This is a genomic window from Aquimarina sp. AU474, from assembly GCF_900312815.1.
In the GTDB taxonomy this organism is placed as follows: Bacteria; Bacteroidota; Bacteroidia; order Flavobacteriales; family Flavobacteriaceae; genus Aquimarina.
Map to the genome: position 1 here is coordinate 340,573 of NZ_OMPE01000006.1, position 13,634 is coordinate 354,206.

The following is a 13,634-nucleotide window of genomic DNA, read 5'->3' on the forward strand; positions in this document are numbered from 1 at the left end:
AAGAAAATAAATGTAGTAAAACTAAGTTTAATGAGAAATAAGAGTAAGAAATTGCTGTAATGAACTATATATTAAAGACACATTATTAAGAGATTAGATAAATTATGAAATTAAACTAAAATCCGTTTAAGGCTATTTTTATCGTTTTTAAGAGTGTTTTTTCTTTTTCTAGGGTTATATCTTAACTAATTGTTAATAACTCTTTAAATCATCCTTGATAAAATACTTTTATCCTTTTACTGTTTTTTTATCTTTGTTTGTTGTCGAAAAAATAAAATAATTAATTAAGGGTTTTATGAGCGAAGAAGCTAAGAAGGATTATTCAGCGGATAGTATTCAGGCACTCGAGGGAATGGAGCATGTACGTATGCGTCCATCAATGTATATTGGTGATGTTGGGTCTCGAGGATTACATCATTTGGTGTATGAAGTTGTAGATAATTCTATTGATGAGGCATTAGCAGGATATTGTGATTCTATACAAGTTACCATAAATGAAGATAATTCTATTACCACTAGAGATAATGGTCGTGGTATACCGGTGGGAATACATAAAAAAGAGGGGGTTTCTGCATTAGAAGTAGTAATGACCAAGATTGGTGCCGGAGGTAAGTTTGATAAGGATTCGTATAAAGTATCTGGAGGACTTCATGGAGTTGGTGTTTCTTGTGTGAATGCATTATCAGATCATTTACACGCTACTGTTCATAAAGATGGAAAAGTATGGGAACAAGAATATGAAAAAGGAAAACCATTATACCCTGTAAAATCAACAGGAGATACAGATTTTAATGGAACGATTGTTACTTTTAGACCAGATCCAACTATTTTTCAGCAAACTTTAGAGTACAATTATGATACTTTAGCAAGTCGTTTGAGAGAATTGGCATACCTTAATAAAGGAATAACAATTACGCTTACAGATAAAAGACATCAAGATGAAGAAGGAAAAGATGTTACAGAAACTTTTCATTCTGAAGAAGGATTAAAAGAATTTGTAAGATTTTTAGACACGAGTCGTAGTGCTATCATTGGTGATGTTATTGCTATGGAGGGAGAAAAAAACAATATCCCTGTAGAAGTAGCAATGATTTATAATGATTCGTATGCAGAGAATTTACACTCTTACGTAAATAATATTAATACTCATGAAGGGGGAACACACCTTTCTGGGTTTAGAAGAGGACTTACCGCTACACTAAAAAAGTATGCAGATGCCTCTGGGATGTTGGATAAATTGAAGTTTGAAATTGCTGGAGACGATTTTCGTGAAGGATTGACTGCTATTATTTCTGTAAAAGTACAGGAACCACAATTTGAAGGACAAACAAAAACCAAATTAGGAAATAGAGATGTAACCTCGGCAGTGTCACAAGCTGTTTCTGAGATGTTAGAAAACTATCTTGAAGAAAACCCTAATGATGCAAAGACAATTGTTCAAAAAGTAATTCTTGCTGCTCAAGCCCGTCATGCTGCCAAAAAAGCACGTGAGATGGTACAGCGTAAGTCGGTTATGAGTATAGGTGGTTTACCAGGTAAACTATCGGATTGCTCAGAGCAAGATCCTGCATTATGCGAAGTGTTCCTTGTCGAGGGAGATTCTGCAGGGGGAACTGCAAAACAAGGTCGTGATCGTATGTTTCAAGCTATTCTTCCATTACGAGGAAAAATCTTGAATGTTGAAAAAGCAATGCATCATAAGGTTTTTGAAAATGAAGAAATCAAAAATATTTTTACTGCCTTAGGTGTGACCATAGGAACCGAAGAGGATAGCAAAGCATTAAACCTTTCAAAATTACGTTACCATAAGATTGTTATTATGTGTGATGCCGATGTCGATGGTAGTCATATCTCTACCTTGATATTAACATTCTTTTTCCGTTATATGAAAGAGTTAATCGAAGCAGGACATATATATATTGCTGCACCACCACTATATTTAGTGAAAAAAGGAGCTAAGAAGCAGTATGCTTGGAATGACGATCAGCGAGATATCATCGTAAAAGAATTTGGTGAAAATTCTAAAATACAACGATATAAGGGTCTTGGAGAGATGAATGCAGAACAATTATGGGATACAACAATGAACCCAGAATTTAGAACCATGCGTCAGGTAACTATAGATAATCTTACAGAAGCAGATCGTATATTTTCAATGCTTATGGGAGATGAAGTTCCACCGCGTAGAGAATTTATCGAAAAGAATGCAGTATATGCTAATATCGATGCTTAAAAGTGTTGATTTATAAATAAATGTATTTCAAAAAGACATTAAGAATCTATCATAAATATGGTAGGTTCTTTTTTTTTACATAAATTAGCAAAATCTTAACAAAAAGCTAAGAAAACAAGGAGTCTGAATTGTATGATGAAATATTCTTCTAGTAACTGTATATATAAGGCGATGCCTTATACATATAAGTATTTGGACTTCTTTTTATTTGAACTCGAAATTAAATCCCTAAATATTTAAATTAATTACAAATGAAGCTAAATCTATCTAAACTTTCATTGCTGGTTCTTTTAGTAGCCTGTAATGGTATTTTTGCTCAGCGTAGTGCTGATAAGCAAGTAAATTTTGATGGAAAAATAGAAGAACTATTTTTTCATGAATTTTCTGCGGTTCCAATCGTATTAACAGATAAAACTGTTGCCGGAATTGATGCAGAAAAGGGAACAAAAATTTGGGAAGTTAAAGGAGATCGTATTTCTCTTTTAGGAGGAGCAATCCAATCAGATCAATCAAATTATGAAATGGTTCCTTTCTCTCCGTATATCATTGTTTCAAACCTTTTGATTGATACTAGAGACGGTAAAGTGATACTTGATAAAGAAAAAGAAGGGTATAAAAAAATTAAATCTTTTCAGATAATTCCTGAATTAGAATCTTTCATTTTCCAGTGTACAACAGAAGAGAAGACAATAAATAAATCATTCTTAGTTTCTTTAAAATCAAATGATGTAAAGTGGAAAAAAGATCTTACTCTTAAAAAGAGAGGTACATTAGATAACCTTGTTGTGGATAAAAATAACAATATCGCTTTTTCTTTAGGTTCTAACTTTTTCATTCTTAATAGTGCCGATGGTAATGTTATTCTTAATGAGGAAGAAAAAATCGGAAAAATTTACCTTAACCCTTCTAAAGATATTTTTTATGCTGTAGAAGCTGCAGGAGGTGGTCTAGGATCGATGATGGGAGCTGCTATTACAATGAATTTAAATAAACTAGTTGCCTTAGGAGATAAGATTTATGCTTTTAATGCAGATGGTAGTAAAGCCTGGAAAAAACCACTTAAACTAGACGAAGGATTTATGTTTGTGCAAGAGGTGGACGGAAAGATGTTTGTGAAGCACGAAAAAGCGGGTAGTCTTTATGACTATAAAACTGGTGAAAAACTTTGGAAGAAAGACTTTGAAAAAAGAAGAATCAATGAAGTTGAAAAAGTGGCAGAGGGATATATGGTGTATTATGGAGCTAGAAAGTTATTGGTTGATGAAGTGGGTAAGAAAATCTGGAAAAAACCACAGTTTAACGGAAATGATTTCTTAGCCGATGTTGGAGAGGAAGATACTTATGATGAGTTTGCATACAGCAAAGGAAGCATAATTGCTACTCCTTATAGAATTTCTTACTATGAAGATGGTGTAAAAAAGGCAATATGGAAATTTGGAGTTGATGAAGACACGAGAATTGCATATGATGAAAAAGAAAAGAACGTAATTGTTCTTGATGGTAAAAAACTATACTTATTAAACCCAGATAAAGGATGGGGGAAAGATAATAATCAAAAACTTGAGCTTAAAAAGCATAAAGATTTTAATAGGTTAGAAGTAAGAGGAGATAATTATTTCTTAAGTAGTTCTTGGGAGTATGCTATTGTTGGTAAGGACGGAAAAGTTAAGAAAACACAATATTATCCTCAGCCAGGAGAGACAGGTCGTAAACTATTAAACGCTTTATCTGTTGTTGGAGAAGCTGCAGGTGCTGCTTATCAAGTTGCAGGTGCATACAATATGACTGCTGGAGTAGGTTCTGGAATTGCTGAATCAACTACAGGAGTAAGAGCACCAGGAACAGGAGGGTTTAATCAAGCTAATAAAGGAGCTAACCAATATGTTGGTGGTGCGTATGCGCAAATGGCTTCTTCTGCACTATACAACCCTAATCGTTATGATGGTTCTGCAAATACAAGGGATTATGCATTCTATTTCACTAAAAATGATGCAGGTACTAAATTCTTAGTACAAGTAACAAAAGATGCTGGTGAAGAAAAGGATAAATTTACTTTTGAAGACAACTCACCACAATATCATGTTGATCAAGTGGAGAAAAGAATCTTTTATTCTAAAGGAAAAAACCTTAATATTTTCGATTATAAATAATCAATATTAGATTTAAGTATAATAAAAAAAGGATGCATTTATGGATGCATCCTTTTTTTATTCAAGAAATTTACCAAAAGTATAATACTCAAAGTGTTTGAGCGTTTTTTTTTATATTGCAATGCCTATAAACCCAAATCCATGAAAAAAATCATTTTATTATTTACCTTTTTTCTAAGCTATGCATCGTTTTCTCAAACAGATATTGATCAAATACTTGAGATTGGTATAGAAAACGCTCAAAGATTTAGTGAGGATTATTTTGCTCCTGCGGGAGAATCGTTAATAAACAATATGTCTAATGGTTGGTATACTACGGCACAAACGAAAAAACTTTGGCATTTTGAGGTAGGAATAGTAGGCAATCTTTCTTTTGTAAGAGAGGATAAGCAATCGTTTGTATTTAGAGTAGCAGAATATACAGATATCTCTTTTAGAGATGGCCGATTAAGTCAATCGGTGGCATCTGCTTTGGGAACAAATCAAGAAGATCTAACGGTGGTCATTAATGCTGGAGGAGCAGGAGAGTTAGAAGTTAATTTACCAGATGGGATAGGTAATGCAGAAATAAATTCAATACCAGGAGGTTTTATTCAAGCTTCGATGGGTTTAATTAAAAGTACAGAAATAAAAGTTCGTTATTTACCAAGAATTAAAGCTGTTGAAGATGCTGAAATTCAATTGTACGGTGTAGCTTTTCAGCATGAATTTACGGATTGGATTTTTCCGTTAAAAAGATGGCCTTTTAGACTTTCGGCCTTATTGGGGTATACCAATGTAAAGGGATTTTATGACCTTGATGGCGCTAGTGCTGTTCCTGGTTCTGATCAAGAAGTACGTTTAAACTCAAATTCTTGGTTACTCACCGGTATTGTTTCTACTAAATTGCCAGTGTTAAATTTTTATGGTGGGTTGGGGTATTATTTTGGTGCTAATGATGCAGATTTGTTAGGAACTTATCAAATTCAAAATGGTCCTTTTAGTTCAGATATCGTAGTAGATCCTATTAGTGTAAAAACTAAAACGAATGGGGTAAAAGCTACCGTTGGAGCGCGGGTTGAGTTTGGTGTTTTTAAGGCAAATATGGATTACACACTGCAGAATTATAATAATTTGTCTTTAGGATTAAATTTTGGTTGGTAAAAGAATCAAGTATTATATATAAAAAAAGCCTGGTAATAATGCCAGGCTTTTTTGCGCTATGTTTTAGAAGGAGGTTTATTTAAAATCCCCAGCTTTTATGATCGAGAATTTACTAGGATCAATATATTTTTTCAATACATTATTTACATCTTCAATCGTAAGTTTTTTGACCTTTGTTTCAAGATCTGCATGAAATTTCATGTCTCTATCCAAGTATAAATCAGAACCCAATGTTCTTCTTAATTCATCATCTTTTGACCTAGAAACGCTCTGTTGCTGCACCCATCCATTTACAGCATTTTTCAATTCCTCAGCAGTGATTCCATCTTTTATCAACCTAGCAACTTCTTCTTTAGCTCCTAGTTCTACTTTTTCAAGATTTTGAGGTGCATAAATGGCGTAAAAACCTAAGGACCCATTGCTCTCAAAAGAACCTGCATTAAAAAATGATCCGGCTCCATAACTTAATCCATCTTTTTGTCTCAATCTATCTGCAATTCTAGAGTTAAGGAACCCTCCACCAAGAATAGTATTTCCAATAATCATTGCAGCATAATCGTCATCACTATCTTTTAATTTAAAATTAGTGGTTCCAAAAATAATAGCGTTCTTTTTGTCTGGTGTAAGAATTTTTTCATCAACTTTTGGATAATCGTAATACATGATTCTGATTCTTTCATATTTGTTATTTGATTTCCAATCATTTAATTCTTTTTGTAACCAACCTTCTATTTCCGTTTTTTCAAAATCTCCAATTACTGAAAAAGTCCCGTAAGCTACACCATAAAATTCTTTGTGGTAAGCTTTTAATTCATCCATCGTAAGTGCTTTGATTTCTGCTTCCTGTTCCTCAAAAGTTGGGTTGTAGAAAGGGTGGTCTTTTTCGTAGTTATTTGTTACTTGGGTCATTTTTTTCTGTGCCAAAGCAATAGGGTCACTTTTAGATTGCTCGATACCAGATAATGATTCTGCAATTAGCTTAGAAAATTCATTCTCATCAAAAGAAGGTTTCTTTAACATTTCAGACACCAAATTAAGTGTAGCTATAAAATTTTCTTTAGTACTCGTGATATCTGCTAATAATCTGTTGCTAGAACCAGAAATACGAACAGATGACTTAAGTTTATCCAGCTCAGATTCTATCTGTTCTCTGTTCTTATCTTTGGTTCCTTTATTTAACATTCTAGCTGTATATGATGCAGCGACTCTTTTGTTTTTTAAAGAATTTTCATCTCCAAAACGTAATACTAAAGAAGCTTGTACTGTATTTCCTCTAGTTTTTTTAGGAATTAATGCATATTCTATACCACTATCTAGTTTACCTATAAATGTTCTTTTGGTGATATTGTCATATGAATTGTCAAAGTCTTCACCTTCGGCAACTGCAGCCCTACCTTTGTAGTTAGCGACCAAAGCAGAGATATCCGGAGAGGCCGGTATTTCAACACGATCAGCTTCTTTTTCTGGAGTAAAATACCCGATTGTTCTGTTAGAATCCTTAAAATAAGTTGATGCTACGCGTTGCACATCTTCAAGAGTAACTTTTTCTATAGCATCTCTATATAAGAAGATTAATCTCCAATCTCCGGCGGCAATATATTCACTTAAGAAAAGGCCTAGTCTCTCAGAATTCCTGATAGCCTGATCAATATTTTTAAGAATTTTGTTTTTGGCGTTATCCAATTCTTTTTGAGTAATAGGTTGTTTAGTTAAATTTCCTAGTACATCTCCAGAAGCAGTATAAATATCGTCAAGACTTTTCTCTTTAAGAGCATCTACATTAATATATAAAAACCCAGGTTCTTTTAAGAAAGGCATGAAACTCCACATTCCTGTACCTTTTTTACTCTCAATTAATGCTTTATACAATCTTCCTGAAGGAGCATCGGTAAGGATTTCTTCCAAAATGCTCAGTGGTGGATGATCTGCATGAGCACCAGAAGGCATATGATATGCCATACCAAAATGTTTAGCATCACCAACTCTTTTTAAATGAACAACACGTTCTCCATCTTGTGCCGGTTCATCCGTATGCGTTTGTTGTAATTTTCGAGAGGGTTTGGTAATGATTCCAAATTTTGTCTGCACTAACTTTAATGTTTTTTCGGGATCAAAGTTTCCAGCCACTAGAAGAATGGCATTGTCTGGTTGATAATATTTTGTATAAAAAGCTTTTAAATTATCAATAGGCACTTTTTCTATATCAGATTTAGCTCCAATAGTAGTGTTTCCATAATTATGCCAGATGTACGAAGTAGCCAAAACACGTTCTAGTAAAATACCTGCCGGTTGGTTTTCTCCACTTTCAAATTCATTTCTAACTACAGAAAATTCTGATTCAAGATCTTCCTTAGAAATAAAAGAATTTACCATTCTATCTGCTTCCATATCCAAAGCCCAATCTAAATTTTCGGCATTAGCTGAAAATGTTTCGAAATAATTAGTACGATCGTACCAGGTGGTTCCGTTTGGGCGAGCCCCATGAGATGATAATTCTTTTGGTATGTCTTTATGTTTTGGAGACCCTTTAAAAACTAGATGTTCTAATAAGTGAGCCATTCCCGTTTCTCCATAACCTTCGTGTCTGGATCCAACTAGATAAGTAACATTTACAGTGATTGTTTGCACAGATTTGTCTGGAAACAATAACACTTTCAGGCCATTATCTAATTGATATTCTGTGATTCCTTCAACAGAAGTGATTTTTTTTGGATCATTATCTGTGGCATAACTAAAGCTTACTACAAATAATAATACCAAAGCAATTACTTTTTTTAACATAGTTATTGATTTGTGTGATTAATGTGAAAATTACAAAATTAAATGACGCTAATATTGTAATCATGTTACAATATTCTTATATATTCTTTTTATAGCATAAAATAATCCTAGAATTTGTATTTTCGCGGGACAAATAAGTTTTTTAATCACATTCAAAAATATATAAAATGAAAGTTACAGTAGTAGGAGCTGGTGCGGTAGGCGCAAGTTGTGCTGAGTATATAGCCATAAAGGATTTTGCTTCAGAAGTAGTGTTGTTAGATATTAAAGACGGGTATGCAGAAGGTAAAGCAATGGACCTTATGCAAACTGCATCTTTAAATGGTTTTGATACTAAAATTACAGGAACTACAGGAGATTATTCTAAGACGGCTGGGAGCGATATTGCTGTAATTACTTCAGGAATACCTCGTAAACCAGGAATGACTCGCGAAGAGCTAATTGGAATAAACGCAGGTATTGTTAAATCTGTTTCTTCTAGTTTAATTGAGCACTCTCCTAATGCAATAATTATTGTGGTGAGTAACCCAATGGATACGATGACCTATTTGGTACATAAAACTACAGATTTACCTAAAAATAGAATTATAGGAATGGGTGGAGCTTTGGATAGCGCTCGTTTTAAATACAGATTAGCAGAAGCTTTAGGGGCGCCTATTTCTGATGTTGACGGAATGGTGATTGGTGGACATAGTGATAAAGGAATGGTGCCATTAACTAGACTAGCTACTAGAAATAGTGTGCCAGTTTCACAATATATATCAAACGATAGATTAGAACAAGTTGCTGCAGATACTAAAGTTGGAGGAGCTACCTTAACAAAATTGTTAGGAACATCGGCATGGTATGCTCCAGGAGCAGCAGTTTCTGGTCTTGTACAGGCTATTGCATGTGATCAAAAGAAAATTTTTCCTTGCTCTACATTATTAGAGGGCGAATATGGATTAAATGACTTATGTATAGGTGCACCTGTTGTTTTAGGTAGAAACGGAATTGAAAAGATCGTTGAAATCGAGCTTAGTGATGCAGAAAAAGCAAAACTAGCAGAGAGCGCAGAAGGTGTTAAGAAAACAAATGGATTGTTGGAGTTGTAATACATTTCCAAACTTTATAATATTTACAATAAAAGCTGCATAACGCAGCTTTTATTTTTTTATATTTGCCGCATGAAGAAAAAATGGTACTTCGGGATTTTATTAACTGCGTTTGCATTACTTGTTGTAATGCAACAGCAAACCGTTGTGCCTAATCAAGAAATTGTATTAGAGTTTGTTGATGTTGAGGTAACTTCATTAGAAGCCCAAAAAACAATTGCGATTGTAAAAAAGCAATTACAATCTATAGGGGTTAAAAACACCAAAATATCAAGAGAATTAAAAAATGGTAAGCTTAAAATTGCTTACTACAGCGATGCCGATGTAGCATTTATAAAAAGAATACTTTCTAAAGAACATCATTTAGCTCTTGATCATGTTGTTTATGATCAAAACCAAAAGGATGATAGCCAATTTCCTTTTGATAAAAATCCTAAAGATTACAATTTTGATGTTTATGAAATCCAAAAAAGTACAGATGTTGACTTTAATGGTGTTTATGTATTAAACGTAGAACAAAAACAAAAAAGAAATTTTAATTCAAATTCTTATAGTTTAGTTTCTGTATTTAATGTTCATGAGATAGATAATCTCATAAAAACTACTCAAAAAATATATGCAAATATTGCAATTGCAATAGATAATACTTCGTATAAAATTCCTGAAGTGAGAGCGGGACCAATTTCTTAATTGGGAATATAGAGCTTTCAAAAAGATTCCTAGATTAATTACATTTTAGAAATGTTCTTTATCGTTAAAACGATAAAATTTAATAAGATAATTTTAAATAATAATTGTCAAGTCAAGGGTGAATTGAGTTCACTCACTTTTTAAGGATTTGACCAAAAATAAATAGATAATGCAAAATAAAGGACTTGTTAGAGTTTTTGCGATTTTATTTGGATTGGTATGTGTTTACCAATTATCGTATACATACTTAACATACACAAAAGAAAAAGAAGCTGAAACGTATGCTCAGCAAAAATACCCAGAGAGTGTTGAAGATTATTCTAAGTTACGAGAAGTAGCCGAAGGAGCATATCTGGATTCTATAGGTAAAGAAGAAATTTTTGCCGGTATTACTTATAATGATGCCAAAGACAAAGAACTTAATAAAGGTCTTGACCTTAAAGGGGGAATAAATGTTATTCTTCAGATCTCAGTAAAAGATATTTTAGAAGGACTTGCTAATAATTCAAAAGATCCAGCATTTAATCAAGCATTGCTGGCTGCAGATGAGGTTCAGAAGAATAGTCAGAATAATTATATCGAAGACTTTTTTACGGAGTTTGAGAAAATACCAGATGCGAAGTTAGCTTCACCTGATATTTTTGCAAATAAGAACCTAAGTGATGATATCACTTATGAAATGACCAATGATGTTGTTAAACCTATTTTAAGAAGAAAAATTGACGAATCTGTAACTTCAGCTTTCGAAGTATTACGTAAGCGTATTGATAAATTCGGGGTAACACAACCAAACATTCAACGTTTGGGAGAATCAGGACGTATCTTGGTAGAATTACCAGGAGCCAAAGATGTAACTAGAGTAAAAGCACTATTACAAAGTACAGCTCAACTAGAGTTTTGGGATGTGTATAAAGCTGAAGAGATTTTTCCTTTCTTGTTTTCTGCAAATAATGCGATAAAAGAAAGATTAGATAAAGTAAAAGAAGTAAATTCTGAAACTGATGAGGTTACTGAAATAGTAACAGATTCTACTCAAGTAGATTCTTTAAAATCTGATGCCGATTCTGTGGTTGATGATTTATTAGAAGATGCTGAAGATTCTACAGCTGTCGAGACTCAAGTAAACCCAATATTTGATTTAATGGCTCAGCAAGGTGGACAAGGTGGTCCAGTAATTCTTTCTGTAGAAAAGAAGAATGCTGATCAAATGATGGCATACCTTAATGATCCAGAAGTAAGAGCTTTATTGCCACAAGAATTGCGTTACGTAAAATTTGCATGGGGTAAGCCTGTGAAAGATTCTGAAATTATAGATTTATACGCTATTAAAGGTAATCGCGATAATAATCCAGAATTGAGTGGTGGTGTGATTACTGATGCGAGACAAGAGTATAATCAAGTAGGTAAAGTTACTGTTACCATGCAAATGGATGGTAAAGGAGCAAAGAAATGGGAAGAAATGACTGGTCGTGCATTTAGTCAAAGAAGTCAAATAGCAATTGTTCTTGATGATATCGTGTATTCGGCTCCAGGAGTTACTACAGGAGCAATTGGCGGTGGAAGAAGTGAGATTACTGGTGATTTTTCTATCGAAGAAGGACAGGATTTAGCGAATGTATTAAGAGCTGGTAAGTTGCCTGCATCAGCAGATATTATCCAGGATGAAATTGTTGGGCCATCATTAGGGCAGGAAGCTATCGATAGTGGTGCTATGTCTTTTGCGATCGCATTAGTACTGATCTTGATATGGATGATATTCTACTACGGTAAAGCTGGTGCTTTTGCTGATGTGGCATTAGTAGTGAATATCTTATTTATTTTTGGAGTATTAGCCGGTTTAAAAGCGGTATTAACACTTCCTGGTATCGCGGGTATTGTACTTACGATTGGTATGTCTGTGGATGCAAACGTGTTAATATTTGAGAGAATTAGAGAAGAATTGGCAAAAGGAAAATCTCAAGCTGATGCGATCAAAGATGGATTTAATAATGCATTATCTTCTATTCTGGATGCTAACATTACTACTGGTCTTACAGGTTTAATATTATTAACTATTGGTACAGGTCCTATTAAAGGTTTTGCTACTACATTATTAATAGGTATTCTTACTTCATTGTTTACAGCCATTTTTGTAACGAGATTGTTTATTGATGGATATGGTAAAAATGGAAAAGAACTTGCATTTTCTACCGGAATGACTAAAAATTTATTTAAGAATGTGAATATAGATTTCTTGAAAAAGAGAAAAATAGCATACGTCATTTCTGGAGTTATTATTTTGGCAGGTGTTGGGTCTTTATTTACCAATAACCTGGATTATGGTGTTGATTTTGTTGGAGGTAGAACATATACCGTTCGTTTTGCGAAGGATGTTGTTCCTACCACTGTAGAAAATGACCTTGTAGCCGTATTTGGAAGTGCTCAGGCAAAAACATTATCTACAAATAACCAGTTAAAAATTACAACGAAGTATAAAGTAAATGAAACTGGAGCGGCTGTCGATACCGAAATTTCTAATAAATTGTTTGAAGCCTTAAAACCTTATTTGACAGATGGATTAACATATGATCAATTTGCAAATGGTGATGAAGATAAACAGGTAGGTATCATGTCTTCTATGAAAGTTGGGCCTACCATTGCCGATGATATTAAACAAGCAGCTTTCTGGTCTGTATTAGGATCACTGATCGTAGTGTTCTTATATATCTTATTTAGATTTAGAAAATGGCAGTTTAGTTTGGGTGCTGTTGCGGCTGTATTCCATGATGTACTTGTAGTGCTTGGAGTATTCTCATTAACCTGGAAATTTATGCCATTTAACATGGAAATTGATCAAGCATTTATTGCAGCGATACTTACGGTTATTGGGTATTCATTAAATGATACCGTGGTAGTATTTGATAGAATTAGAGAGTTTTTCAAGGAACATACTACATGGCCATTAGATAAAAATGTAAATGGGGCGTTAAATAGCACATTGAGTCGTACATTAAATACCTCGTTAACTACGTTATTAGTACTTGTAGCAATCTTTATATTTGCTGCACCTTTAAGAGGGTTTATGTTCTCTCTAATTATTGGTGTGTTAGTGGGTACGTATTCTTCGTTATTTATTGCAACACCAATCATGCATGATACGGTAAGTAAAGTTGGTCTAAAAGAAAAGACTAAGAAAGAAGAAGAGTAAATTTAGTTTACTAAATTAATATAGATAAAAGCCGTATTCTAATTAAGAATACGGCTTTTTCTATTCCTACAGAAGAAGAATTATTTTGTATAGAAATTAATATACATGATGTTAAATGTTTGTGTTATGCATAACTTTTTAAGAGTTTGAGTTAATTTAATAGAGAAAATAGAGTTTTTTGTTAACACGAAATCGTTTGAGCTGTTTTTCCTTATTCATATAGCATTTGTAATTCCCTACATTTGAGAATACTATAAAAAATTGAAGTGATTTAACCTTTTTCTTCACTAAGAAAGAAATACGTCACAACCATTTTTTTTGTTTGCATTAAGGTATACAATTCGTAGTATGATTAT

At 33.4% G+C, this 13,634-nt stretch carries 7 protein-coding genes; 6 read left to right on the plus strand and 1 reads right to left on the minus strand.

The features are described 5' to 3' along the window. Positions 1-295 precede the first annotated feature (295 nt). From gyrB to DK508_RS06275, 3 genes are all read left to right on the plus strand, one after another. A complete protein-coding gene (gene gyrB / locus DK508_RS06265; RefSeq protein ID WP_109299885.1) occupies positions 296-2,233 on the plus strand; it encodes a DNA topoisomerase (ATP-hydrolyzing) subunit B in 1,938 nt (645 codons plus the stop codon). A gap of 251 nt (positions 2,234-2,484) precedes the next feature. Then, positions 2,485-4,383, plus strand: a complete 1,899-nt coding sequence (locus tag DK508_RS06270; protein ID WP_109299886.1) for a PQQ-binding-like beta-propeller repeat protein — start codon at positions 2,485-2,487, stop codon at positions 4,381-4,383. Between the two features lie 141 nt (positions 4,384-4,524). After that, on the plus strand, positions 4,525-5,526 hold the full coding sequence (locus DK508_RS06275) for a DUF6588 family protein (RefSeq protein WP_109299887.1): 1,002 nt from the start codon (positions 4,525-4,527) through the stop codon (positions 5,524-5,526). Positions 5,527-5,601: 75 nt separating this feature from the next. On the opposite strand, the gene DK508_RS06280 is transcribed toward DK508_RS06275, so the two are convergent. After that, complete coding sequence (locus tag DK508_RS06280) at positions 5,602-8,307, minus strand: pitrilysin family protein (protein WP_109299888.1); 2,706 nt, start codon at positions 8,305-8,307, stop codon at positions 5,602-5,604. A 167-nt stretch (positions 8,308-8,474) separates the two neighbouring features. On the opposite strand from DK508_RS06280, the gene mdh reads away from it, so the two are divergent. The 3 genes from mdh (at position 8,475) to secDF (ending at position 13,278) form a co-directional block, all read left to right on the plus strand. Continuing rightward, the gene (gene mdh / locus DK508_RS06285; RefSeq protein ID WP_109299889.1) at positions 8,475-9,401 is read left to right on the plus strand and encodes a malate dehydrogenase; all 927 of its coding nucleotides are present in this window, start codon (positions 8,475-8,477) and stop codon (positions 9,399-9,401) included. 72 nt (positions 9,402-9,473) lie between these two features. Further along, a complete protein-coding gene (locus tag DK508_RS06290) occupies positions 9,474-10,091 on the plus strand; it encodes a hypothetical protein (protein WP_109299890.1) in 618 nt (205 codons plus the stop codon). A 169-nt stretch (positions 10,092-10,260) separates the two neighbouring features. Then, complete coding sequence (gene secDF / locus DK508_RS06295; RefSeq protein WP_109299891.1) at positions 10,261-13,278, plus strand: protein translocase subunit SecDF; 3,018 nt, start codon at positions 10,261-10,263, stop codon at positions 13,276-13,278. Positions 13,279-13,634 lie beyond the last annotated feature (356 nt).